Origin of the sequence: Leclercia sp. W17, assembly GCF_003336325.1 — a bacterium.
In the GTDB taxonomy this organism is placed as follows: Bacteria; Pseudomonadota; Gammaproteobacteria; order Enterobacterales; family Enterobacteriaceae; genus Enterobacter.
The window spans coordinates 1,209,913-1,235,208 of record NZ_CP031101.1; the positions used below are offsets into that span (position 1 = coordinate 1,209,913).

A 25,296-nucleotide genomic window follows, 5' to 3' on the forward strand; every position below is an offset into this window, starting at 1 on the left:
CACGGGATGCCGGGCTTTCCTTCAGGAATGCGGGTGAACATCACAGAATTTTTGACGTGAGGATGAGATGCAAATAGTTAAACGCAGCGCAACTGCGCTTTTTTTGGCGGTTTTGTCTTTTTCCGCCGTCGCGCACCCTCACAGCTTTATCACCCTGAAAACGCAAATCATGGTGAAGGATGAGCAGGTAACCGGCCTGAAAATGCGCTGGGTGATGGACGAGCTAACATCCGCCGATCTGCTTTATGATGCCGGGAACGCAAAGCCCGGGGATAAAATCTGGAAAAAACTGGCGGCGGAGGTCATGGCCAACGTGCTCGGCCAGCACTACTTTACCGAGTTCTGGCATAACGGGGAGAAGGTGAAATTTCTTAACCGCCCCACCCAGTACGGTATGAGCCGCGTGGATCACCAGGCGGTGCTGACCTTTATTCTGCCGCTGGCGGAGCCCCAGCCGCTGGCCGGACAAAAGTACACCTTCTCGACCTTCGATCCCTCTTATTACGTCGACATGAGCTATGCCGAGGATAATGACGTGACGCTGCCTGACGGCCTGAAAAGTCAATGCGCCCTGACTATCGATACCCCGGAGCCCAGCGACGAGACGCTCAACTTTGCCAGCTCGCTGGATAAAGACGATGCCCCGCCGGAAGATATGAATCTCGGCAAACAGTTTGCCCAGACGGTGACCTTACAATGTCAGTAATGCGCGCGCGACGTGGATGGGATCTCTGGCCGCTGGCGCTGTTCCTCGTTGTGGCAGCGGCGGGGGCCGTGTGGTTATGGCAGGCGTGGCCGCAGGTGATGCGTCAGAGCATTCTCTGGCAGCGGGAGGTCAACCAGCAGATGAGCGGTTTGCTGAAAGCGGTGGCCGACAACCCGACGGCAGCAGGCGGGTCGCTGCTGATCTTCAGCTTCCTCTATGGCGTGCTGCACGCGCTGGGGCCGGGGCATGGCAAAATTGTTATCACCACCTGGCTTGCCACTCATCCTTCAAAACTGAAATCGAGTATCGGCTTAACCCTGGCCTCCTCCTTATTACAGGGGGGCGTGGCGATCGCCCTGGTGGTGGGGGTATTAATGCTGCTGCGGCTCCCGGCGCGGGATCTGCACATGAGCAGCTTCTGGCTGGAGAAGGGCAGCTACGCCCTGGTGGGCGTGCTGGGGATGATGCTCTGCTGGCGGGCGCTGAAAAAACTACGCGCCTTGCTGCGCAAACCGACCTTCAAAGCCTTTACCCCGCACCACGTTCATGACGCAAACTGCGGCTGCGGCCATCAACATTTGCCTACGCCGGGGCAGATGCAGGGCGCGGATGACTGGCGGGCGCGGCTGATGATTATCCTGTCGATGGGGATGCGGCCCTGCTCCGGGGCCATTATGGTGCTGCTGTTCAGTAAGGTGATCGGCGTATTCAGCTGGGGTGTGGCCTCGGCGCTGGCGATGGCGGCAGGAACGGGGTTAACCATCTCTTCACTGGCACTGCTGGTGCACGGCTTTCGTCATCTGGCGGTCAGGCTCAGCGGCAATAAAACGCCGGTGCTGTGGCGACAGGTCGGATGGACGACGCTGGCATTAGCGGGCGGTGTGGTGTTGCTGGTGGCGGCGGTCATCATGTGGCTGAGCGCGGTGCCGGTGGGAAGGGGGCTAAGGCCGTTTTAGTCGTCCCTGCCGGGCAAAAATCCCAAAATGGCGGGACATGATTGTCGCTTCGACAGGGATGTTTTAGTTTGCAGCTTTGCTTTGGGGTCATGACAAGGAGTCACGATGACCGATCATAATGTTACTGTTTCAACGCGCTATCTCTGGTTCGCCGCTGGGTCCGGCCTGCTGCTCGGTCTGGTTATCGTCTTCTTCTGGCCCGAACTGGCAAGCTGGTGGCCTGAAGATCTTCCCCGCATCTATTCCATTTTCTATTTTCTTATCGGTATGGGGCAAACCAGCATCGACACGCTTCCGCTCGCGATGTACGGCAAGCTGCTGGTGGCCGGTTTTGTGCTGGCGTTTCTGCATCCCGGCTACAGCAAAATACCACTCGTCGCCTGGATGCTGCATAACCAGCCTTCGGCCAGGCAATTTTTTGACTGGATAGTGCGCAGCTGGATCCTGCAGTGCGGTTTTTTTGTCATCGTTTTCTGGCGCATCGGATTTACGCAGAATCTCTCCCACGAGGCATTGCTGCGCTTTGGCGCAGCGTTCAACTATGTATGCTATTTCGCCACGCTGGTACTGGGCGTGTTACTGGTGCGCGATGCCCTGTGCTGGCGGAAAAGCGCTGAAAGTCCGCGAAGCAATATTCGCCTGCCGCTTATTTTCGCGCTGAGCTTCTATATGCCGTCACAGATCGTATGGCTACTGCTGGGCGCGCGGGAGTATGATTTGATCCTGACAGGATGGCTATTGTTTGTGCCCGTCATGATTGGCGTGCTGTTAGCCAGACTGGCGACAGGCGGTATCGCCTGTTTGCTGCATCAGTGGCTGGGGGAGGTGCGGTGTCAAAAAGGGTGGCGGTATTTTGCGCTGTTTAACGGCATGGTGGTGCTGGTGATGGTCACCAATACCTTCATTCGTATTCTGCTGCCACTGCTGAAGTAATCGTTAATGGCCTGAGGGCGGGGCGGGGCAGGAAAAGAGGCGGGTGAAGGAGCTTCACCCGCCCGCTGAGATTAACGCTTCAGCGCTTCGCTCAGTTCGTCACGCATGTTCGCCAGCATCGCTTTCACAACGCGTGGGTTACCCGCAACGATGTTGCCGGACAGCATGTAGTTGTGGCCACCGGTGAAATCGCACACCAGCGCGCCCGCTTCACGCGCGATCAGTTCGCCAGCGGCGAAGTCCCACGGCTTGAGGCCAATCTCGAAGTAACCATCAACGCGGCCAGCGGCAACGTAGGCCAGATCCAGCGCAGCGGAGCCGGTGCGGCGGAAGTCGGCGCACTCGGTGAACAGTTTGCCCAGAATTTTCATGTAGGCAGGGGCGTGCTGTTTGGCTTTGAACGGGAAGCCGGTCGCCAGGATGGTGCCGTCGAGGTCGCGAGCGTTGGTGCCGCGCAGACGGTAGCCGTTCAGCTGTGCACCCTGACCGCGGGTGGCGGTGAAGAGTTCGTTACGCATTGGATCGTAAACCACGGCCACTTCGGTACGGCCTTTGATGCGTACGGCGATAGAAACAGCGAAGTGTGGGAGACGTTTAACGAAGTTGGTGGTGCCATCCAGTGGATCGATAACCCATTGAACATCCTGATCTTCGCCTGCATGCTCACCGCTTTCTTCGGTGATGATGGTGTGCTGCGGGTAAGATTTGCGAATGGTGTCGATAATTACAGCTTCTGCCGCTTTATCAACGTTGGTCACAAAGTCATTGCTGCCTTTCTGGCTGGTTTCTACGGAATCAGGTGTTTCGTAGTGTTTGGCAATTACATTACCCGCCTTGCGCGCTGCGCGCACGGCGATGGTCAACATTGGATGTTGCATCGGTTACTCTCACTGGATGTTAAAGAACGGGGAAACGAAAACGGCGCAGAGTATAGCAGCGGGATCGGCATATGTCTTCCGTTTATGATAACATCATCGAATATTCTCCATACTCAGAAAAATTATGCTGCAAAATATCCGAATCGTGCTGGTCGAAACATCGCATACCGGCAACATGGGCTCCGTGGCCCGCGCTATGAAAACCATGGGCTTAACCAATCTCTGGCTGGTTAACCCGCTGGTCAAACCCGACTCCCAGGCCATTGCCCTCGCGGCAGGCGCCAGCGACGTAATTGGCAATGCCCAGATCGTCGACACCCTGGATGAAGCCTTAGCGGGGTGTAGCCTGGTGGTGGGCACCAGCGCGCGTTCCCGCACCCTGCCGTGGCCGATGCTCGACCCGCGTGAATGCGGGCTGAAAAGCATCAGCGAAGGCCAGCATGCGCCGGTGGCGCTGGTGTTTGGTCGCGAGCGCGTGGGGCTGACCAACGATGAGCTGCAGAAGTGCCACTATCACGTTGCCATTGCCGCCAACCCGGAGTACAGCTCGCTGAACCTGGCGATGGCTGTGCAGGTTATCGCCTATGAGGTGCGTATGGCCTGGCTGGCAACCCAGGAAAAAGATGTTCCGGCTACGCAGGAAGAGACGCCTTATCCGCTGGTGGACGATCTGGAGCGGTTCTACGGCCATCTGGAGCAGACCCTGCTCGCTACTGGCTTTATCCGCGCCGGTCATCCGGGTCAGGTGATGAACCGTCTGCGCCGCCTCTTTACTCGCGCCCGTCCGGAGAGCCAGGAGCTGAACATCCTGCGCGGTATTCTGGCGTCGATTGAGCAGAAGAATAAAGAGTAGCGCTTGCACGGGCCTACAGACCTGTAGGCCGGGTAAGCGAAGCGCCACCCGGCAAAAACAGATGAACGCACAGAAGGTTAAATACCTGACTAAATCAGTCAAGTAAATAGTTGACCATTTTAGTCAGGAATGTCAGACTTGGCCCTGCTATGCAATACCCCCACTTTACAATAAAAAACCCCGGGCAGGGGCGAGTTTGAGGTTAAGTAAGACATGAGACTGACATCTAAAGGGCGTTATGCCGTGACCGCGATGCTGGACGTTGCGCTCAACTCCGAAGCGGGCCCGGTTCCATTGGCTGATATTTCTGAACGTCAGGGAATCTCCCTCTCTTATCTGGAACAGCTTTTTTCCCGACTGCGTAAAAATGGCCTGGTTTCCAGCGTTCGCGGTCCTGGCGGTGGTTATCTGTTAGGTAAAGACGCGGGCAGTATTGCGGTTGGTGAAGTGATTAGCGCAGTTGACGAATCCGTCGACGCGACCCGTTGCCAGGGTAAAGGCGGCTGTCAGGGCGGCGACAAATGCCTGACGCACGCGCTGTGGCGCGATCTGAGCGACCGTCTGACCGGTTTCCTGAACAATATCACCCTCGGTGAGCTGGTAAATAACCAGGAAGTTCTGGACGTATCAGGCCGTCAGCACAGCCACGATTCCCATCGTAATACCCGCGCGCAGGACGCTATCGACGTCAAATTACGCGCGTAATAAAAAGATAAGTATTTCAGAATCAGGCCGGGGCGTAACGCCCCGTGTACTCGGTCGTACATCCAGCCGGTTGCCTGATTCCTTGCATTGAAGCGATGTACGGAGTTTATAGAGCAATGAAATTACCGATTTATCTCGACTACTCCGCAACCACGCCGGTGGACCCGCGTGTTGCCGAGAAAATGATGCAGTGTCTAACCCTGGACGGAAACTTTGGTAACCCAGCTTCCCGTTCACACCGTTTTGGCTGGCATGCTGAAGAGGCGGTAGATATCGCCCGTAATCAGATTGCCGAGCTGGTTGGTGCCGACCCGCGTGAAATTGTTTTCACCTCTGGCGCAACCGAATCCGATAACCTGGCGATTAAAGGTGCGGCTAATTTCTACCAGAAAAAAGGCAAGCACATCATCACCAGCAAAACTGAACACAAAGCCGTGCTGGATACCTGCCGTCAGCTGGAGCGTGAAGGGTTTGAAGTAACCTACCTCGCCCCGCAGCGCAACGGTATCATCGACCTGAAAGAGCTCGAAGCGGCAATGCGTGACGACACCATTATGGTCTCCATCATGCACGTTAACAACGAAATCGGCGTGGTGCAGGATATCGCGACAATCGGCGAGCTGTGCCGTGCGCGCGGCATTATCTATCACGTGGATGCGACCCAGAGCGTGGGCAAACTGCCTATCGATCTGAGCCAGCTGAAAGTGGATCTGATGTCCTTCTCCGGCCACAAAATCTATGGCCCGAAAGGTATCGGCGCGCTGTACGTGCGTCGTAAGCCACGTATCCGCATCGAATCCCAGATGCACGGCGGTGGTCACGAGCGCGGCATGCGTTCCGGTACGCTGCCTGTTCACCAGATCGTGGGTATGGGTGAAGCTTACCGTATCGCCAAAGAAGAGATGGAAACCGAGATGGCGCGCCTGCGTACGCTGCGCAACCGTCTGTGGGAAGGCGTGAAGGATATGGAAGAGGTCTACCTGAACGGCGATCTCGAGCAGGGCGCACCAAACATTCTCAACGTCAGCTTCAACTATGTTGAAGGCGAGTCGCTGATCATGGCCCTGAAAGACCTGGCCGTCTCTTCCGGTTCTGCGTGTACTTCCGCAAGCCTGGAGCCGTCCTACGTACTGCGTGCGCTGGGCATGACCGATGAACTGGCACACAGCTCTATCCGCTTCTCTTTAGGTCGTTTTACTACCGATGAAGAGATTGACTACACCATCCAACTGGTTCGCAACTCCATTGGCCGTCTGCGTGACCTTTCTCCACTGTGGGAAATGTACAAAGAAGGCGTGGATCTGAACAGCATTGAATGGTCACATCACTAATCGGTTTGTAAGGAGAATTCAGCATGGCATACAGCGAAAAAGTTATCGATCATTACGAGAATCCACGTAACGTGGGCTCCTTCGACAACAGCGACGACAGCGTGGGCAGCGGCATGGTGGGTGCACCAGCGTGTGGCGACGTGATGAAGTTGCAGATTAAAGTCAACAATGAAGGTATCATTGAAGACGCGCGCTTCAAGACCTACGGTTGCGGTTCCGCAATCGCGTCCAGCTCCTTGGTCACCGAGTGGGTGAAGGGCAAGTCTCTGGACGAAGCGCAGGCGATTAAAAATACCGATATTGCTGACGAACTCGAACTGCCGCCGGTGAAAATCCACTGCTCTATCCTGGCGGAAGATGCGATCAAAGCCGCAATTGCGGATTACAAAAGCAAACGTGAAGCAAAATAATTAGTTGAGGTTGTTATGTCGATTACCCTTAGCGACAGCGCTGCCGCGCGAGTAAGCGCCTTCCTGGCAAACCGTGGCAAAGGCTTTGGCCTGCGACTGGGTGTACGCACCTCCGGTTGTTCCGGTATGGCATATGTACTGGAATTTGTTGACGAACCTGCGGCGGAAGACACCGTGTTCGAAGACAAAGGCGTGAAGGTGGTGGTCGATGGTAAAAGCCTGCAGTTCCTGAACGGCACTCAGCTAGACTTTGTTAAAGAAGGTCTTAACGAAGGGTTTAAGTTCACCAACCCGAACGTGAAAGACGAGTGCGGCTGCGGCGAAAGCTTCCACGTATAATTGCGCATCACCTGTTAACCCCACCGCAGCCAGGCTGTGTGTGGGGTTTGCTTTAATCAGCTAACCCTGAGATTGTTATGGATTACTTCACCCTCTTTGGGTTACCAGCCGGGTATGAAATTGATACTCAGGCGCTGGCGGCCCGTTTCCAGGATCTGCAACGTCAGTATCACCCGGATAAATTCGCCAGCGGCACGCAGGCGGAACAACTGGCGGCGGTGCAGCACTCTGCGACCATCAATCAGGCGTGGCAAACCCTGCGCAATCCGCTGAGCCGGGCAGAATATCTGCTTTCGCGCCACGGGTTTGATCTCTCCAGTGAGCAACACACCGTCCGCGACACCGCGTTCCTGATGGAACAGCTGGAGCTGCGTGAAGAGCTGGATGAGATTGAACAGGCCAAAGATGAAGCCCGTCTGGAGCGCTTTATCAAGCGCGTAAAAGGGATGTTCGATACCCGCCATCAGCAGATGGTTGACCAATTGAATAACGAGACGTGGGACGTGGCGGCGGACAGCGTTCGCAAGCTGCGTTTTCTCGATAAACTGCGAAGCAGTGCTGAACAACTCGAAGAAAAGCTGCTCGATTTTTAATTTCGGAAGCGATTATGGCCTTATTACAAATTAGTGAGCCAGGTTTAAGTGCCGCACCGCACCAGCGTCGTCTGGCGGTGGGCATCGACTTAGGCACCACAAACTCGCTGGTGGCGACCGTGCGCAGCGGCCAGGCTGAGACGCTGGCGGATGCGCAGGGTCAACATCTGTTGCCTTCTGTGGTCCACTATCAGCCTCAGGGCCACAGCGTGGGCTTCGATGCCCGCGCCAATGCCGCGCAGGATCCTGCCAACACCATCAGCTCGGTAAAACGCATGATGGGCCGCTCGCTGGCGGACATCCAGAACCGTTATCCCCATCTGCCGTATCAGCTGCAAGCAAGTGAAAATGGCCTGCCGATGATCGCCACTGCCGCAGGGTTACTGAACCCGATCCGCGTCTCTGCCGATATCCTCAAGGCGCTGGCCGCCCGCGCTACCGCGACCCTTTCAGGCGAGCTGGATGGCGTGGTGATCACCGTGCCGGCCTATTTCGATGACGCCCAGCGTCAGGGCACCAAAGATGCCGCGCGTCTGGCGGGCCTGCATGTGCTGCGCCTGCTCAACGAGCCGACCGCGGCCGCCATTGCCTATGGTCTGGACTCCGGCCAGGAAGGGGTGATCGCGGTATTCGATCTCGGCGGCGGGACTTTTGATATCTCCATTCTGCGCCTGAGCCGCGGGGTGTTTGAAGTGCTGGCGACCGGCGGCGACTCTGCCCTCGGCGGCGACGACTTCGACCATCTGCTGGCGGATCATATCCGTGAGCAGGCGGGGATTGCCGACCGCAGCGACCTGCGCGTCCAGCGCGAGCTGCTGGATGCGGCCATCGCCGCCAAAATCGCCCTCAGCGATGCCTCCTCCGTGACCGTTGAAGTGGCGGGCTGGAAAGGCGACATCAGCCGCGAGCAGTTCAATGAACTGATTGCCCCGCTGGTGAAACGCACCCTGCTGGCCTGTCGCCGCGCGCTGAAAGATGCGGGCGTGGAAGCCGAAGAGGTGCTGGAAGTGGTGATGGTTGGCGGTTCAACCCGTGTGCCGCTGGTGCGTGAGCGCGTGGGCGAGTTCTTTGGCCGCACGCCATTAACCTCTATCGATCCGGATAAAGTGGTCGCTATCGGTGCCGCAATCCAGGCCGATATTCTGGTTGGCAACAAGCCGGACAGCGAAATGCTGCTGCTGGACGTCATCCCGCTCTCCCTCGGGTTAGAAACCATGGGCGGCCTGGTGGAGAAAGTGATCCCGCGTAACACCACCATTCCGGTGGCCCGCGCGCAGGAGTTCACCACCTTTAAAGATGGCCAGACTGCAATGTCCATCCACGTGCTGCAGGGCGAGCGCGAGCTGGTTCAGAACTGCCGTTCGCTGGCGCGTTTCGCCCTGCGCGGCATTCCGGCGCTGCCTGCAGGCGGGGCGCATATCCGTGTCACCTTCCAGGTGGATGCGGATGGCCTGCTGAGCGTCACGGCGATGGAAAAATCGACCGGTGTCGAATCCTCCATTCAGGTGAAACCGTCCTACGGTCTGACCGATAATGAGATCGCCACCATGATTCAGGACTCAATGAGTTTCGCTGAGCAGGATGTGAAGGCGCGTATGCTGGCTGAACAGAAAGTCGAAGCCGCACGCGTGCTGGAAAGCCTGAACAGCGCACTCACTGCTGATGCCGCGCTGCTAAGCGCCGCTGAACGTCAGGCCATTGACGATGCTGTCGCACAGTTGATTGCGGTGGCGGAAGGCAATGACGCTGACGCCATAGAACAAGCGATTAAAAACGTTGATAAACAAACCCAGGAGTTTGCCGCTCGTCGTATGGACCAGTCTGTCCGTACTGCGCTGAAAGGCCACTCCGTGGACGAGGTTTAATATGCCAAAGATTGTTTTTCTGCCACATGCGGACCTCTGTCCGGATGGCGCAGTTCTGGAAGCTGAGACCGGCGAAACCATCCTTAACGTTGCCCTGCGTAACGGTATTGAAGTGGAACACGCCTGTGAAAAATCCTGTGCCTGCACAACCTGCCACTGCATCGTCCGCGAGGGGTTTGACTCCCTGGCGGAGAGCACAGAGGATGAAGACGACATGCTCGATAAAGCATGGGGTCTGGAGCCGGAAAGCCGCCTGAGCTGTCAGGCGCGCGTCACCGATGAAGATCTGGTGGTCGAACTTCCGCGTTATACGCTTAACCACGCACGCGAGCATTAATATGGGACTGAAGTGGACAGACAGCCGTGAAATCGGCGAGGCGCTGTACGACGCCAACCCGGATCTCGATCCGAAGACCGTACGCTTCACCGATATGCATCAGTGGATTTGCGATCTGGAAGAGTTTGACGACGATCCCAACGCATCCAATGAAAAAATTCTGGAGGCGATTCTGTTAGTCTGGCTGGACGAAGCAGAATAAAAACGTAACGGGCTGCCTTCAGGCGGCCCGTTTGCTTGTTGCTAATAAGGAAAAATAAAATGACCGAAGCGATGAAGATTACGCTCTCTACTCAGCCTGCCGATGCGCGCTGGGGTGAAAAAGCCACTTACAGCATCAACAACGACGGTATTACCCTGCACCTGAACGGCAGCGACGATTTAGGCCTGATCCAGCGCGCGGCGCGTAAAATTGACGGCCTGGGCATTAAACATGTGTTACTCGACGGCGAAGGCTGGAACACCGATCGCAGCTGGGCATTCTGGGCCGGTTATAAAGGGCCAAAAGGTAGCCGTAAAATTGAGTGGGCAAGCCTTGACGAAGCCGGCAAGCGCGAGCTGGAAAGCCGTCTGACCATCATCGACTGGGTACGCGACACCATCAACGCCCCGGCGGAAGAGCTGGGTCCGGAGCAGCTGGCGCAGCGCGCCGTCGATCTGCTGAGCAAGGTGGCGGGCGACAACGTCTCTTACCGCATCACCAAAGGCGAAGATCTGCGCGAGCAGAACTACATGGGCATCCACACCGTGGGTCGTGGCTCTGAGCGCCCGCCGGTGCTGCTGGCGCTGGACTACAACCCAACCGGCGATAAAGCGGCCCCGGTATTCGCCTGCCTGGTCGGGAAGGGCATTACCTTTGATACCGGCGGCTACAGCCTGAAGCAGAGCGCGTTCATGGACTCCATGAAGTCCGACATGGGCGGCGCGGCGACCATCACCGGTGCGCTGGCCTTTGCCATCACCCGCGGCCTGAACAAACGCGTGAAGCTCTACCTCTGCTGCGCCGACAACATGGTCAGCGGTAACGCCTTCAAGCTCGGCGACATCATTCGCTACCGCAACGGCAAAAACGTTGAAGTGATGAACACCGACGCCGAAGGCCGTCTGGTGCTGGCGGATGGGCTGATCGATGCCTCGGCGCAAAAACCAGAGCTGATTATCGACATGGCGACCCTGACCGGGGCGGCGAAAACCGCGCTGGGCAACGACTACCACGCGCTGTTCAGCTTCGACGACAAGCTGGCAAACCGCCTGCTGGCGAGCGCCGCCGCCGAGAACGAGCCGTTCTGGCGTCTGCCGCTGGCCGAGTTCCACCGCAGCCAGCTGCCGTCGAACTTTGCCGAGCTGAACAACACCGCCAGCGCGGCCTATCCGGCTGGGGCAAGCACCGCCGCCGGTTTCCTGTCGCACTTTGTCGAGAACTATCGCGAAGGCTGGCTGCACATCGACTGCTCCGCGACCTACCGTAAAGCGGCGGTTGAGCAGTGGTCCGCGGGTGCGACCGGTCTGGGCGTGCGTACCATCGCCAACCTGCTGACGGCTGAGTAATTAGCTTGCCCGGCGGCGCTGCGCTTGCACGGGCCTACGGGTGTTGTAGGCCGGGTAAGCAAAGCGCCACCCGGCGTTTTTTGAAGTAGTGAAACTATGTCAGAAACCAAAAACGAATTAGAAACCCTGCTGGAGAAAGCGGCCACCGAGCCCGCCCATCGTCCGGCATTCTTCCGCACGCTGCTGGAGTCCACCGTCTGGGTGCCCGGTACGGCGGCGGAAGGCGAGCAGGTTGTTGAGGACAGCGCCCTGGATCTGCTGCACTGGGAAAAAGACGACGGCACCTCGGTGATCCCGTTCTTCTCCTCCCTTGAGGCCTTACAGCAAGCCGTTGAAGATGAGCAGGCGTTCGTGGTGATGCCGGTGCGCACCCTGTTTGAGATGACGCTGGGCGAAACCCTGTTTCTGAACGCCAAACTGCCGACCGGAAAAGAGTTCACCCCGCGAGAGATCAGCCATCTGATTGGCGAAGAGGGCAACCCGCTTAGCACCCAGGAGGTGCTGGAGGGCGGCGAGTCGCTGCTGCTGTCGGAAGTGGCCGAGCCACCGGCGCAGATGATCGACTCCCTGACCACCCTTTTCCAGACTATCAAGCCGGTCAAGCGCGCGTTTCTCTGCTCCATCAAAGAGCAGGCTGATGAACAGCCGGTGTTGCTGATTGGCATCGAGGCGGATGGCGAGATCGACGACATCATTCAGGCCGCGGGCAGCGTGGCGACCGACACCCTGCCGGGCGACGAGCCGATCGATATCTGCCGGGTAGTGGCGGGGGAGAAGGGCATCAGCCACTTTATCACCGAGCACATCACGCCATTCTATGAGCGCCGCTGGGGTGGCTTCCTGCGCGATTTCAAAAACAACCGTATTATCTGAGCCCGTACGGGGTGAGTTCTCACCCCGTTGCTTCCAGCAGCAGTAAATCCATCAGCAGCACCAGGTTTGATTCAAACGAGGTCACCCCTGCGGCTTCGGCGGCGAAATGCACCGCTTCGTCGTACAAAGCAAAATGCAGATCCGCCATCCCCGCCAGGCTGTTCGCCGACGCACGGGTAAAAGCCACCACCGTCATCCCCACGTTCTGTGCAATGCGCGCCTTATCCAGCACCTGTTCCGTTTCCCCGCTGCGCGAGACCGCGATGAAGACCTGATAGCGCGAGGCGTTGCTGAGAAAGATATTACGGCTGTCGCCCGGGCCTGAGATAAAGGCCGTCTTGCCCAGCACCTGCAATTTTTTGGTCAGGTACTCGGCAAAAAGATAGGAAAAGCCTGCCCCGTAGAGAAAGAAGCTCTCCTTGTCGCGTAGCAGTTCAGCGAAACGGCGGCGTTTTTCCACCGTCGCCCACTGAAAGGTCTGCTGATAGTTGGCGATAAACTGATTGAATAGCGCGGGCAGCTCCGCAGGCTGACGGCTTTCGGCGGCAATGTGCGGCGTGTCGCTCAACAGCTGCTTGCAGTGCCAGATGAACTCGCTGAAGCCGCTAAACCCCAGCTTGCGGCAGAGACGCATAATGGTGGCGGTCGAGACAAAGGTCGCCTGCGCCAGCTCCCGCACCGTGATCTGGCCCACCAGCAGTGGATGCCCGGTCAGATGGGCCAGCACGCGATATTCCGCGCGGGTCAGGGTCTCCCCGCGCGATAACAATGTCGCCAGGCGATTATCCATTATTGCGCCGGTTCAACCGGCAGATCGTCCCGGGCACCCCATTCACTCCACGCCCCGTCGTAGAGCGTCACGTCGGTTTTGCCGAGGGTAGCCAGCGCCAGGATCACCACACAGGCGGTGACGCCCGAGCCGCAGCTGGCGACGACTGGCTGATGCAGATCCACACCCTGACGGGCAAAAATCTCACGCAGCTCATCGGTGGTTTTCAGCTCGCCTTCAAACACCAGATCGCCCCAGGGCACGTTACGTGCGCCAGGGATATGGCCGCGCTTAAGGCCAGGACGCGGCTCGTCGGCCTCGGCTTTAAAGCGCGGGGCAGGGCGGGCATCGACAATCTGCGCGGTCTGTTCGTGGCTGGCCAGCAGCACGTCGGTGACGCGCTTGATCGCCCCGGCGTCGAAGGTGGCTTCAAAGTCGCTGTCCGGCAGGGAGACATCCCCCTGCTGAAGCGGTAACTCAGCCCGCTGCCACCCGGTAAGCCCGCCCGCCAGAATCGACACTTTTTCCACGCCGAAGGTTTTCAGCATCCACCACGCCCGTGGGGCGGAGAAAAGATTGCCTTCGTCGTAAATCACCAGATGCTTGTCGTGGCTGACGCCCAGCTCGCGCATGGCTACCGCAAAGGCTTCCGGGCGCGGCATCATGTGCGGCAGGGGAGAGGTGTGATCGGAGAGGGCTTCGATATCAAAAAATACCGCCCCCGGCAGATGCCCGGCGCGGTATTCCGCGGGAACGTCACGATGCTCCTGCCCTGGCGGCGCCATGCGCGCGTCGAGGATCTGGACTTCAGGATCGTCACTGTGCTCAATCAGCCAGTCGGCTGCGACAAAATATGAGGTGGACATGGTTGCCTCCATAAATGAATCCAATAATGGATTGTCGGTGTTTTTTCTGACACCGACAAGGGAACCACGTTCAACTCGCGAGCAAGCCCTTATTTTTTCACCGCTTCTCCGTCCTGCCACGCTTTCTGTAATGCAGGCCAGTATTCACGGTTAGCTTCGATCATCTCGTCCAGAATCGCTTTGGCATGCTCCATGGTCGGCACGGTGCGGTTCAGGGTGAACGCCTGCAACGCTTTCTCGTAGCTGCCTTCGATGGTGGCCTCTACCAGCAGCTGCTCCGAGGCCAGCTGCTGTTGCAGCAGGGTCTGGTGGAACAGCGGTACCTGGCCGATGCGGATCGGCTCTGGCCCTTCGCTTGTGATATAGGCCGGCACTTCAACCATGGCGTCATACGGCAGGTTAGTAATCGCCCCGCGGTTTTCCACCATCACCAGATGGCGCTGACGCAGGTTAAACGCCAGTGAGCGGGCCACATCCACGATAAATTCGCCATGCACCCCCACGTGGAACGCATCCGGCAGGATCCCGGTCTGTTTATACTCTTCCGCAGCCGCAAACAGCTTTTTCTCGCGACCGTTCATCACTTCGTTGGCGCGGGTATAGTCCGGGTTCTGGTGCTCCACAATCTGGTTTGGCATCAGGTAGTACTGCAGATAGGGGTTCGGCAGATACTCCGGGAAGTTATCCATGATCGGCTTGATGTTGCGCCAGGTTTTCACCCAGGATGGATCGGAGTGCTGCGGGTCGGTTTTAGCCGCATCTTCCGTCAGCAGGCCAAATCTGGCGACATGGCGACGCAGCTCCGGCAGTTTGTCCTCGCCATCCACCAGCACGCGGGTAAACCAGCCGAAGTGGTTCAGACCGAAGTAATCCACCTCCAGCTTGTGGCGATCCACGCCCAGAATGGCTCCCATATTGCGCATCGCCGCGACCGGCATATCGCAGATGTTCAGCACCCGGGCGTCAGGACGCAGGCGGCGCACCCCTTCCGCAACGATAGCCGCCGGGTTGGAGTAGTTAACGATCCACGCTTTTTCATGCGCATAGCGCTCGACCATGTCGATCAGTTCAACCATCGGCAGGATCGTGCGTAAGCCGTACGCCAGCCCGCCCGGGCCGCAGGTCTCCTGGCCGACCACGCCGTGACGCAGCGGGATCTTCTCATCCTGTTCGCGCATTTTGTACTGACCCACGCGCATCTGGGCGAAGACAAAATGGGCGCCGCTGAAGGCCACTTCCGGGTCGCTGGTGACGGTGAATTTGATGCTCTGACTGTGATCGCGAATCACCTTCTCCACCACCGGCGCGATGGTATCCTGCCGCGCTTCATCGATGTCGTAGAGGCGAATTTCCGCCAGCGGGAATTTGTCCAGCTGCACCATCAGGCTTTTCACAATCCCGGGCGTATAGGTGCTGCCGCCACCGGCGATAGAGAGAATGAATGGGGGTGTAATCATGTTTATCTCCTTCAGAGAACCGTCTCGACCGCTTCTCGCATTTTTTTGACATGCAGCCCGTAGACCACCTGAACGTTGTTACCTTGTTTGATAATGCCTTTCGCGCCCGTTGCCTTGAGCCGCGGCTCGTCGATGACGGCGACATCTTTCACCGTGACGCGCAGGCGGGTGTAGCAGTTATCCACTACCTCGATGTTTTCACGTCCGCCGAGGCCGACCACAATCGCCTCGCCCAGGCCATCATTGCTGCCCTTCGCCTGATACTCCTGCTTGCTGTACAGACGGGTCTCCTGATCTTCCTCCTCGCGTCCTGGCGTTTTCATGCGGAAATGCAGGATCAGAAAGCGGAAGACAACGAAGTAGACGGTGAACATGATCAGCCCGACCACGATGTACATCGGCCAGTTAGACTTCTCCGTGCCCAGCGGCAGGTTATAGAGAATGAAATCGATGATGCCGTTGGCGCCGATGGCGTGAACGCCGAACAGGGAGAAGAGCATCATGCCGATCCCGGTCAGCACCGCATGCACCACAAACAGCAGCGGGGCGACAAACAGGAAGGAGAACTCGATTGGCTCGGTAACGCCTACCAGCAACGAAGTGAGCGCCGCCGGGATCAGAATCGCTTTCGCCGCGGCTTTACGCTCCGGTTTCGCGGTGACATACATCGCCAGCGCGGCGGCAGGCAGGCCAAACATTTTGCTGATGCCGCGAGCATCCCAGACCACGGTGCTGCTGAGCTGTTTCACGTCCGGGCAGGCCATCTCGGCGAAGTAGATATTACGCGCGCCCTGGTAGGTAGCGCCGCAGACCTCCTGCGTACCGCCCAGTTCGGTATAGAGGAAGGGGGTATAAACCAGATGGTGCAGGCCGGTCGGCACCAGGATGCGCTCAAGGAAGCCGTAAATCGCCACCCCAAAAGGTCCGGAACCTTTAATGGCTAAGGCCATCGTGCTGATCCCGTGCTGGGCAAACGGCCACAGCTCGCTCATCACCACCCCCAGTAACATCGAGACCGGCAGCATAATGATGGCGACAAAGCAGTGCCCGGAGTAGATCGCCATCGCGCCGTTAAACTGCACCCCGGAGTATTTGTTATACAGGTAGCCCGACAGCGCCCCGGTGAGGATCCCGGCAAATACGCCCATCTCCAGCACCTGTACGCCGAGCACCATGCTCTGTCCGGCGGCTTTCATCTGCTCCGCTGGCGCCAGCGCCCCCTGCAGCTGCAGCGTGACGTTCATGGCGTTGATAAACACCACAAAGGTGACCAGACCAATCAGCGCCGCGTAACCTTTGTCACGCGTCGCAAGGCCGATGGGGATCCCCACGGCGAACACCAGCGCGAGGTTAACCAGCACCGAGACGGCGGATTTTGAAATCAGCTGGCCGATGCTCTGGATCAGTGGATGACCAAGGAACGGCAGGTAGCCAGCAAGACCACCGTTACCCAGCACGTTTCCAAAGGCAATAAACAGACCGACAATCGGCAGGATAAGTACCGGTCCGTATAATGATTTTCCGAAATTTTGTAGGGCGTTCACGGCTCGTTTCATCATGTTCTCTCTTATTGAACCGCGCACTCAAGGTGCGTCTGAGAGTAAAACTAGCAGTGGGAACGCCTGTTTATCCATATATCTTCTTGTTTTAAAAACAAATGACGTTAAAGGTTACATGTAACCTTATGCGCTGTGATCGCCGTAGCAGCGGAATTTTTAATGCTGATAATTATTTTGCGAGGCGCTGTCCGTAATTGGATTGAGTGCTTTTGTATTAATGAAACTTGCGGATAATACTTACCCCGACGACGACCAACAGGCCCGAGAGGCCAGGGATAAAGGATGAAACCGTTTCGCTTCGCCGCACTTTCATTAGCGCTGCTCACTTCACTGGCGCTTATCGGCTGTGACAACAGTGACGATAAGCCCAAACCCCAGGCGCCCGCTGCGGCGGCTGCATCCACCACACAGCCGACTGTCCCGGCGAAGCCTGACGGCGCCACGCTGGAAAAACTGGCAGCGCAGAGCCAGGGCAAGGCGCTGACCCTTCTGGATGCTTCAGAGCTCCAGCTCGACGGCGCGGCAGCCCTGGTGCTGACCTTCTCGGTTCCCCTCGATCCCGCCCAGGATTTTGCCCGTACCGTGCACGTGGTGGACAAAAAAAGCGGCAAGGTCGATGGGGCATGGGAGCTGGCGCCTAATCTGAAGGAGCTGCGCCTGCGCCATCTGGAGCCAAACCGGAATCTGGTGGTCACCGTCGAGGGCGCGCTGCTTGGGCTGAATAAAGCTACGCTGGGCAGCGATATCGAAAAAACCATCACCACCCGCGATATTGAGCCGACCGTGGGCTTCGCCAGCCGCGGCTCGCTGCTGCCGGGCAAGGTGGTGGAAGGGTTGCCGGTAATGGCGCTGAACGTAAACAATGTCGATGTGAATTTCTACCGGGTCAAACCCGAGTCCCTGGCCGCGTTCGTCAGCCAGTGGGAGTACCGCAGTTCGCTCACCAACTGGGAATCTGACAATCTGCTGAAGATGGCCGATCTGGTCTATACCGGCCGCTTCGACCTTAACCCGGCGCGCAATACCCGCGAGAAACTGCTGCTGCCGCTGGCGGACATCAAGCCGTTACAGCAGGCGGGGGTCTACATCGCGGTGATGAATCAGGCCGGGCACTATAACTACAGCAACGCCGCCACGCTCTTTACCCTCAGCGATATTGGTCTCTCCGCCCACCGCTACCATAACCGGCTGGATATCTTTACCCAGAGTCTGGAGAACGGCGCGGCGCAGTCGGGCATTGAGGTGCTGCTGCTTAACGATAAAGGGCAAACGCTGGCCCAGGCGTCCAGCGATGCCGACGGTCACGCGATGTTGCAGACAGATAAAGCGGCCGTGCTGCTTCTCGCCCGTAAAGATGGGCAGACCACGCTTTTGGATCTCACCCTTCCGGCGCTGGATCTGGCGGAGTTTGCCATCTCCGGCGCGCCAGGTCTGAACAAGCAGTTCTTTATGTTTGGTCCGCGCGATCTCTACCGCCCGGGCGAAACGCTGATCCTCAACGGCCTGCTGCGCGACAGCGACGGCAAACCGCTGCCCGACCAGCCGGTGAAGCTGGAGGTATTACGCCCGGACGGCCAGGTGGCACGTACCGTGGTCAGCCAGCCGGAAAACGGTCTCTATCGTTTTAACTATCCCCTTGATAGCGGGGCGCAGACCGGCATGTGGCATGTGCGCGCCAGTACCGGCGATAACCAGCAGCGGATGTGGGATTTCCATGTCGAAGACTTTATGCCAGAGCGCATGGCGCTGAATCTTACCGGGCAAAAAGCGCCGGTTGCGCCGCAGGATGATGTCGCGTTCGACGTAACGGGGTATTACCTGTACGGTGCTCCCGCCAACGGCAACAGCCTGCAAGGGCAGCTCTTTTTACGCCCGCTGCGTGACGCCGTGGCCGCACTGCCGGGCTTCCAGTTTGGCGATATCGCCGAAGAGAACCTGAGCCGCAGCCTCGACGAAGTGCAGCTGACCCTGGACGAACAAGGACGGGGTCAGGTGACCAGCGAAAGCCAGTGGAAAGAGACGCACTCTCCGCTGCAGGTTATTTTGCAGGCCAGCCTGCTGGAGTCCGGCGGACGTCCGGTGACCCGCCGGGCGGAACAGGCTATCTGGCCTGCGGCCACCCTGCCGGGCATCCGTCCGCAGTTCGCCAGCAAATCGGTCTATGACTACCGCACCGATACCACCGTCAACCAGCCGATTGTGGAGGAGAACAGCCAGGCCGGGTTCGACATTGTCTACGCTGATGCCAGCGGAGCGAAAAAAGCCGTTTCTGGCCTGCAGGTTCGCCTGATCCGCGAACGTCGGGACTACGCCTGGACCTGGTCGGAAAGTGACGGCTGGCAGTCGCAGTTTGATCAAAAAGATCTGATCGAGGGCGAGCAGGCGCTGGATCTGGCCGCGGACGAAACGGGGAAAGTGAGCTTCCCGGTGGAGTGGGGCTCCTACCGTCTGGAGGTGAAAGCCCCGGATGATGCGGTGAGCAGCGTGCGCTTCTGGGCGGGCTACAGCTGGCAGGATAACAGCGACGGCTCCGGCGCAGCGCGACCGGATCGCGTCACCCTGAAGCTGGACAAACCGGCCTATCAGCCAGGGGATACCATCAAGCTGCACATTGCCGCCCCGGCGGCAGGTAAAGGCTATGCGATGATTGAATCCAGCGAAGGGCCGCTGTGGTGGAAAGAGATCGACGTCCCGGCTGAAGGGCTGGATATGACGATCCCGGTAGATAAAGCCTGGAAACGCCACGATCTTTACCTCTCCACGCTGGTGGTTCGCCCTGGCGATAAATCCAAATCGGCTACGCCAAAACGGGCTGTAGGCTTACTGCATCTGCCGATGGGCGATGAGAACCGTCGCCTGAGCATCGCCCTGGAAAATCCGCCCAAAATGCGCCCTGACCAGACGCTGACGGTGAAGGTGAAAGCCAGCGTGAAAGAGGGGACGACCCCGCAGAAAGTTAACGTGCTGGTTTCGGCGGTGGACAGCGGCGTACTCAACATTACCGATTACGTCACCCCGGATCCGTGGCAGGCGTTCTTTGGTCAGAAGCGCTATGGCGCGGACATCTACGATATCTACGGGCAGGTCATTGAAGGCCAGGGGCGTCTGACGTCGCTGCGCTTTGGCGGCGACGGCGATGAGCTCAAGCGTGGTGGCAAACCGCCGGTTAACCACGTCACCATTATCGCCCAGCAGGCGCAGCCGGTAGAGCTGGACGCCAACGGGGAGGGCACTGTTTCGTTGCCGATTGGCGATTTTAACGGCGAGCTGCGTCTGATGGCCCAGGCCTGGACCGATGATGATTTTGGCAGCAGCGAGAGCAAAATCATCGTTGCCGCACCGGTGATCACCGAGCTGAACACGCCGCGCTTCCTGGCCAGCGGCGATAGCGCCAGGCTGACGCTGGATCTGACTAACCTCACCGATCGTCCGCAGACCCTGAACGTCGGCCTGACCGCTGGCGGTAATCTGGCGCTGGAAGGGGCCCAGCCACAGCCGGTTACACTGGCCCCGGGTGAACGCTCGACGCTGTTTATTCCGGTGCGGGCGTTGGAGGGTTACGGCGAGGGCGAAATCGTCGCGCAGGTAAACGGCCTGACGCTGCCCGGCGAAACCTTTGCCCCGCAGCAGAAGAGCTGGAAAATCGGCGTGCGTCCGGCGTTCCCGGCGCAGACGGTGAACACCGGTACCATGCTCAATCCGGGTGAAAGCTGGCATGCGCCGGAACAGCATCTGGCAAATTTCTCCCCGGTGACCTTACAGGGGCAGCTTCTGCTCAGCGGCAAGCCGCCGCTCAACCTGGCCCGCTACATTCGTGAGCTGCAGGCCTATCCGTATGGTTGTCTGGAACAGACCACCAGCGGTCTCTTCCCGTCTCTGTATACCAATGCCGCCCAGCTGAGCGCGTTAGGGATCAAGGGTGACAGCGACGAGAAACGTCGCACGGCCATTGAGATCGGTATCTCCCGCCTGCTGCAGATGCAGCGTGACAACGGTGGCTTTGCCCTGTGGGATAAAAACGGCGAGGAAGAGTACTGGCTTACTGCCTACGTTACTGATTTCCTGGTGCGGGCAGGCGAGCAGGGTTACAGCGTCCCGGCTGAGGCCATTACCAACGCTAACAACCGCCTGCTGCGCTATCTGCAGGACCCGGGCATGATGTCTGTCCGCTACAGCGAGAACACCACCGCCAGCAAATTTGCCATCCAGGCCTATGCCGCGCTGGTGCTGGCTCGTCAGCAAAAAGCGCCGCTGGGGGCGCTGCGTGAAATCTGGGATCGTCATGGTCAGGCCAAATCGGGCCTGCCGCTGATGCAGCTTGGCCTGGCGCTGAAGCTGATGGGGGATGCGCCGCGCAGCCAGCAGGCGCTGGATCTGGCCATCAAAACGCCGCGTAGCGAAACGCAAAGCTGGCTGGCCGATTACGGCAGCCCGCTTCGCGATAACGCCATGATGCTCAGCCTGCTGGAAGAGTACAAACTGCTGCCGAACGCTCAGAATACGCTGCTGAATGTGCTTTCTGAGCAGGCGTACAGCCAGCGCTGGCTCTCAACGCAGGAGAGTAACGCTCTGTTCCTGGCGGGGCGTTCCGTACAGAAACACACCGGAGAGTGGCTGGCCACCACGTCGTTTAAAGAAGGCAATATGCGGGGAGACAAACCGCAGGTGCAAAATCTTAATGCCGATCAACTGGCCGCCCTGCAGGTGACCAATACCGGCACTGCACCGCTGTGGGTGCGTCTGGACAGCAGCGGCTATCCGCAATATGCGCCGCAGCCCGCCTCGAATGTGCTGAAAATTGAACGACAGATTCTGGTCACCGACGGCAGCAGCAAGTCGCTCTCTTCCCTGAAGAGCGGGGAGCTGGTTCTGGTCTGGCTGACCGTGCGCGCCAGCAAGAACGTGCCGGATGCGCTGGTGGTGGATCTGCTGCCTGCGGGGCTGGAGCTGGAAAACCAGAACCTCGCCAGCAGTAGCGCCAGCCTGCAGGAGAGCGGCAGCGAGGTACAAAACCTGCTCAACCAGATGCAGCAGGCGGATATCCAGCATATGGAGTTCCGTGACGATCGCTTTGTCGCCGCCGTGTCGGTGAAAAATTATGAGCCAGTGACGCTGGTCTATCTGGCCCGTGCCGTCACCCCGGGAACCTACGCGGTGCCGGTGCCGATGGTGGAATCCATGTACGTACCGCAGTGGCGGGCAACGGGTGCGGCCAGCGGCCCGCTAACAGTCGTTCCGTAACGTGCAGTGCCGCTCTCTGTTACGCTCCCGCTGGCTGTGGCTGGCGGGAGCGCTTCTTCTGCTATGGGGCGCCGTCGTGGCCGCCGATCGCCTGTGGCCGCTGCCGTTACACGAGGTCAACCCTGCCCGCGTGGTGGTGGATGAAAAGGGCATTCCGTTGTGGCGATTTGCCGATCGCGACGGGATCTGGCGCTATCCGGTCACCATTGAAGAGGTTTCACCCCGCTATCTTGAGGCGCTGATCCAGTATGAAGATCGCTGGTTCTGGGATCATCCCGGCGTTAACCCGTTCTCTGTGCTGCGCGCCGCCTGGCAGGATCTGCTGGCCGGAAAGGTGATCTCGGGCGGCAGCACGCTGACCATGCAGGTGGCGCGACTGCTGGATCCGCATTCCCGTACGCTGGGGGGTAAAGTGCGCCAGCTCTGGCGGGCGCTCCAGCTGGAGTGGCACCTCTCCAAAGCTGAGATCCTGACGCTCTATCTGAACCGCGCCCCGTTTGGCGGCACGCTACAGGGTGTGGGGGCCGCCAGCTGGGCCTATCTGGGAAAATCCCCTGCGCAACTGAGCTACTCCGAAGCCGCCCTGCTTGCCGTTCTGCCGCAGGCGCCGAGCCGTTTGCGACCGGATCGCTGGCCGCAGCGGGCAGAGGCGGCACGTAATAAAGTCCTCAAACGCATGGCATCCCAGGGCGTCTGGTCCCCCCGCCAGGTCAAAGAGTCGCAGGAAGAGCCCGTCTGGCTGGCGCCACGCCAGATGCCGCAGCTGGCGCCGCTGTTCTCACGCATGATGCTGGGCAAAAGCCGCGACAGCAAAGTGGTGACGACGCTGGATGCTACGTTGCAGCGTCAGCTAGAGGATCTGGCCCTGAACTGGAAATCCCGCCTGCCGCCCCGCAGCTCACTGGCGATGATCGTCCTGGATCATACCGATATGAAGGTGCGCGGCTGGGTGGGGTCGGTCGACATCAACGACGACAGCCGCTTCAGTCATGTGGACATGATCAGCGCGATCCGATCCCCGGGATCGGTGCTGAAGCCGTTTGTCTATGGCCTGGCGATGGATGAGGGGCTGATCCATCCCGCCTCGCTGTTGCAGGATGTTCCGCGACGCACCGGCGATTACCGTCCGGGTAACTTTGATAGCGGTTTTCACGGCCCGATCAGCATGAGCGAAGCGCTGGTGCGATCCCTGAACCTGCCCGCTGTCCAGGTGCTGGAGGCCTACGGGCCGAAGAAGTTTGCCGGAATGCTGCGTAACGCCGGTTTACCGCTTCTCCTGCCTGCGGGGGCTCAGCCGAACCTGCCCCTGATTCTCGGAGGCGCCGGGGCACGTCTGGCGGATATCGCCGCGGCATACAGCGCGTTTGCCCGTCAGGGTCGGGCAGGGAAGCTGCGCCTGAAACCCGACGACCCGCTGCTGGAACGGCCTTTACTCTCGCCCGGGTCCGCGTGGATCATCCGACGCATTCTTGCCAATGAGGCGCAGCCGTTACCCGACAGCGCGCTTGCTCAGGTGGTACCGCTGGCAATAAAAACCGGCACCAGCTATGGCTATCGCGATGCGTGGGCGATTGGGCTGAATGCGCGCTACGTTATCGGGGTCTGGACCGGCAGGCCGGACGGTACCCCGGTCGCCGGGCAGTTTGGTTTTGCCAGCGCCGTGCCGGTGTTAAATCAGGTTAATAACCTGCTGCAGTCGCGATCGGCGCTGGATGAGGCGCGTCTGCCGCGCGATCCGCGCCCGGCCTCCGTTAGCCGCGGGGTGATTTGCTGGCCGGGCGGGCAGTCGCTGCCAGACGGGGACAGCAACTGCCGCCGTCGACTCGCGACGTGGCTGCTCGAAGGGAGCCAGCCGCCGACGCTGTTACTGCCGGAGCAGGAGGGCATCCGCGGCATTCATTTTCCGATCTGGCTGGATAACAGCGGTAAGCGGGTGGCGGCAGACTGCCCGCAGGCGCAGGAAAAAAGCGTCGACGTCTGGCCGCTGCCGCTGGAGCCGTGGCTGCCTCAGGCAGAGCGGCGATCTGCCCGCATCCCGCCCGCGTCTGCAACCTGTCCACCGCTCGATCAGACCTTCCCGGCGCCGCTGCTGCTCTCCGGTATTCGTCAGGGGGCTGTGATTAAGCGTCTGCCGGGCGAGTCGCGCGTCTCGTTACCTCTGCAGGTCAGCGGCAGTGACGGACCGCGCTGGTGGTTTCTGAATGGCGAACCGCTGAACGTCCAGGGGCGAATGTATACGTTGCAGCTTGAAAATGCAGGAGATTATCAGCTACTGGTATTGGATGAGGCGGGGCAGGTGGCGACCGTAGATTTTACGCTGCAATAGATAAAAGGCATTTTGAAGAGGATCTGTTGTTAATACTCGTCTTATTTTAAAAAAATGTTACATGCATCCATAGGCAATGGCGCTAATGCTCATTATAATCCGCGCCACATATTACGCATGAATGCATAACAACAGAACAAATCACAGAGGTAATCATGGCTATTGAACGTACTTTTTCCATCATCAAACCAAACGCGGTGGCAAAAAACGTTATTGGCAGCATCTTTGCGCGCTTTGAAGCGGCAGGGTTCAAAATTGTTGGTACCAAAATGCTGCATCTGACCGTTGAGCAGGCTCGCGGTTTCTATGCTGAGCACGAAGGTCGCCCATTCTTCGACGGCCTGGTTGAATTTATGACCTCTGGCCCAATCGTGGTTTCCGTTCTGGAAGGCGAAAATGCCGTTCAGCGTCACCGCGATCTGCTGGGTGCGACTAACCCGGACAACGCGCTGGCAGGTACGCTGCGTGCAGACTACGCTGACAGCTTCACCGAGAACGGCACCCACGGTTCCGACTCCGTAGAATCTGCTAAACGCGAAATCGCCTACTTCTTCGCTGAAGGCGAAGTGTGTCCACGTACCCGTTAATATAACGGTTTCGTTTACACATTATTTTCGTAAATGCCGCGTGCAAACGTGGCATCCCTGCACCAGACTTTGTACAATGTAACGCCCCGGATGAGCACACCGCTTTCCGGGGCGTTTCTTTTCAACCCTCCACGGGCCATAACGTGTAACAACGAGGCCGGAAT

General features: G+C 58.7%; 22 protein-coding genes. 17 read left to right on the forward strand and 5 right to left on the reverse strand.

Going from position 1 to position 25,296, the window contains the following annotated elements; all coding sequences use genetic code 11:
- The first annotated feature begins 67 nt into the window (after positions 1-67).
- The 3 genes from DVA44_RS05995 (at position 68) to DVA44_RS06005 (ending at position 2,595) form a co-directional block, all read left to right on the forward strand.
- Positions 68-706 carry a DUF1007 family protein gene (locus DVA44_RS05995; protein ID WP_114385961.1) on the forward strand — a complete coding sequence of 213 codons (639 nt, stop codon included), beginning with the start codon at positions 68-70 and terminating at the stop codon, positions 704-706.
- Positions 697-1,662, forward strand: a complete 966-nt coding sequence (locus DVA44_RS06000; protein ID WP_114385962.1) for a nickel/cobalt transporter — start codon at positions 697-699, stop codon at positions 1,660-1,662. The genes DVA44_RS05995 and DVA44_RS06000 overlap by 10 nt, the downstream gene beginning before the upstream one ends.
- A gap of 105 nt (positions 1,663-1,767) precedes the next feature.
- Positions 1,768-2,595 carry a hypothetical protein gene (locus tag DVA44_RS06005; protein ID WP_114385963.1) on the forward strand — a complete coding sequence of 276 codons (828 nt, stop codon included), beginning with the start codon at positions 1,768-1,770 and terminating at the stop codon, positions 2,593-2,595.
- A gap of 71 nt (positions 2,596-2,666) precedes the next feature.
- Here DVA44_RS06005 and suhB read toward each other — a convergent pair whose 3' ends face one another.
- A complete protein-coding gene (gene suhB / locus DVA44_RS06010) occupies positions 2,667-3,473 on the reverse strand; it encodes an inositol-1-monophosphatase (protein WP_103824616.1) in 807 nt (268 codons plus the stop codon).
- A 124-nt stretch (positions 3,474-3,597) separates the two neighbouring features.
- On the opposite strand from suhB, the gene trmJ reads away from it, so the two are divergent.
- The 11 genes from trmJ to sseB all read left to right on the forward strand — a co-directional run bounded on the left by trmJ (position 3,598) and on the right by sseB (position 12,327).
- The gene (gene trmJ, locus DVA44_RS06015) at positions 3,598-4,326 is read left to right on the forward strand and encodes a tRNA (cytosine(32)/uridine(32)-2'-O)-methyltransferase TrmJ (protein ID WP_114314226.1); all 729 of its coding nucleotides are present in this window, start codon (positions 3,598-3,600) and stop codon (positions 4,324-4,326) included.
- A gap of 213 nt (positions 4,327-4,539) precedes the next feature.
- Positions 4,540-5,031: a Fe-S cluster assembly transcriptional regulator IscR gene (iscR, locus tag DVA44_RS06020; RefSeq protein ID WP_103180723.1), complete on the forward strand. Its 492-nt coding sequence runs from the start codon at positions 4,540-4,542 to the stop codon at positions 5,029-5,031.
- Between the two features lie 116 nt (positions 5,032-5,147).
- A complete protein-coding gene (locus tag DVA44_RS06025; RefSeq protein WP_114385964.1) occupies positions 5,148-6,362 on the forward strand; it encodes an IscS subfamily cysteine desulfurase in 1,215 nt (404 codons plus the stop codon).
- Between the two features lie 23 nt (positions 6,363-6,385).
- The gene (iscU, locus tag DVA44_RS06030; RefSeq protein WP_004866383.1) at positions 6,386-6,772 is read left to right on the forward strand and encodes a Fe-S cluster assembly scaffold IscU; all 387 of its coding nucleotides are present in this window, start codon (positions 6,386-6,388) and stop codon (positions 6,770-6,772) included.
- 15 nt (positions 6,773-6,787) lie between these two features.
- On the forward strand, positions 6,788-7,111 hold the full coding sequence (gene iscA, locus DVA44_RS06035; RefSeq protein ID WP_103180721.1) for an iron-sulfur cluster assembly protein IscA: 324 nt from the start codon (positions 6,788-6,790) through the stop codon (positions 7,109-7,111).
- A gap of 77 nt (positions 7,112-7,188) precedes the next feature.
- A complete protein-coding gene (hscB, locus tag DVA44_RS06040; RefSeq protein WP_039029730.1) occupies positions 7,189-7,704 on the forward strand; it encodes a co-chaperone HscB in 516 nt (171 codons plus the stop codon).
- Between the two features lie 14 nt (positions 7,705-7,718).
- Positions 7,719-9,569, forward strand: a complete 1,851-nt coding sequence (hscA, locus tag DVA44_RS06045; protein ID WP_114385965.1) for a Fe-S protein assembly chaperone HscA — start codon at positions 7,719-7,721, stop codon at positions 9,567-9,569.
- A gap of 1 nt (position 9,570) precedes the next feature.
- Positions 9,571-9,906, forward strand: coding sequence for an ISC system 2Fe-2S type ferredoxin (gene fdx, locus DVA44_RS06050; RefSeq protein WP_039029728.1), 336 nt, complete (start codon positions 9,571-9,573; stop codon positions 9,904-9,906).
- A 1-nt stretch (position 9,907) separates the two neighbouring features.
- Positions 9,908-10,108 (forward strand): Fe-S cluster assembly protein IscX, encoded by a 201-nt coding sequence (gene iscX / locus DVA44_RS06055; protein WP_032613119.1) that lies wholly within the window; start codon positions 9,908-9,910, stop codon positions 10,106-10,108.
- A gap of 59 nt (positions 10,109-10,167) precedes the next feature.
- The gene (gene pepB, locus DVA44_RS06060) at positions 10,168-11,454 is read left to right on the forward strand and encodes an aminopeptidase PepB (RefSeq protein WP_114385966.1); all 1,287 of its coding nucleotides are present in this window, start codon (positions 10,168-10,170) and stop codon (positions 11,452-11,454) included.
- A 96-nt stretch (positions 11,455-11,550) separates the two neighbouring features.
- Positions 11,551-12,327 carry an enhanced serine sensitivity protein SseB gene (gene sseB / locus DVA44_RS06065; RefSeq protein WP_103824620.1) on the forward strand — a complete coding sequence of 259 codons (777 nt, stop codon included), beginning with the start codon at positions 11,551-11,553 and terminating at the stop codon, positions 12,325-12,327.
- A gap of 19 nt (positions 12,328-12,346) precedes the next feature.
- Here the strand turns inward: sseB and DVA44_RS06070 are convergent, their stop codons facing one another.
- The 4 genes from DVA44_RS06070 to DVA44_RS06085 form a co-directional block, all read right to left on the reverse strand.
- On the reverse strand, positions 12,347-13,117 hold the full coding sequence (locus DVA44_RS06070) for a MurR/RpiR family transcriptional regulator (protein ID WP_114385967.1): 771 nt from the start codon (positions 13,115-13,117) through the stop codon (positions 12,347-12,349).
- Positions 13,117-13,962 (reverse strand): 3-mercaptopyruvate sulfurtransferase, encoded by an 846-nt coding sequence (gene sseA, locus DVA44_RS06075; RefSeq protein WP_114385968.1) that lies wholly within the window; start codon positions 13,960-13,962, stop codon positions 13,117-13,119. The genes DVA44_RS06070 and sseA overlap by 1 nt, the downstream gene beginning before the upstream one ends.
- 89 nt (positions 13,963-14,051) lie before the next feature.
- Positions 14,052-15,419: a 6-phospho-alpha-glucosidase gene (locus DVA44_RS06080; protein ID WP_114385969.1), complete on the reverse strand. Its 1,368-nt coding sequence runs from the start codon at positions 15,417-15,419 to the stop codon at positions 14,052-14,054.
- An 11-nt stretch (positions 15,420-15,430) separates the two neighbouring features.
- Entirely contained in the window at positions 15,431-16,975 is a 1,545-nt protein-coding gene (locus DVA44_RS06085; protein WP_114385970.1) for a PTS transporter subunit EIIC, read from the reverse strand.
- A gap of 285 nt (positions 16,976-17,260) precedes the next feature.
- Here DVA44_RS06085 and DVA44_RS06090 point away from each other — a divergent pair, with 285 nt between their 5' ends.
- The 3 genes from DVA44_RS06090 (at position 17,261) to ndk (ending at position 25,132) form a co-directional block, all read left to right on the forward strand.
- The gene (locus DVA44_RS06090) at positions 17,261-22,219 is read left to right on the forward strand and encodes an alpha-2-macroglobulin (protein WP_114385971.1); all 4,959 of its coding nucleotides are present in this window, start codon (positions 17,261-17,263) and stop codon (positions 22,217-22,219) included.
- Between the two features lies 1 nt (position 22,220).
- On the forward strand, positions 22,221-24,545 hold the full coding sequence (pbpC, locus tag DVA44_RS06095) for a peptidoglycan glycosyltransferase PbpC (protein ID WP_114385972.1): 2,325 nt from the start codon (positions 22,221-22,223) through the stop codon (positions 24,543-24,545).
- 155 nt (positions 24,546-24,700) lie between these two features.
- A complete protein-coding gene (gene ndk, locus DVA44_RS06100) occupies positions 24,701-25,132 on the forward strand; it encodes a nucleoside-diphosphate kinase (protein WP_039029721.1) in 432 nt (143 codons plus the stop codon).
- Positions 25,133-25,296: the final 164 nt, after the last annotated feature.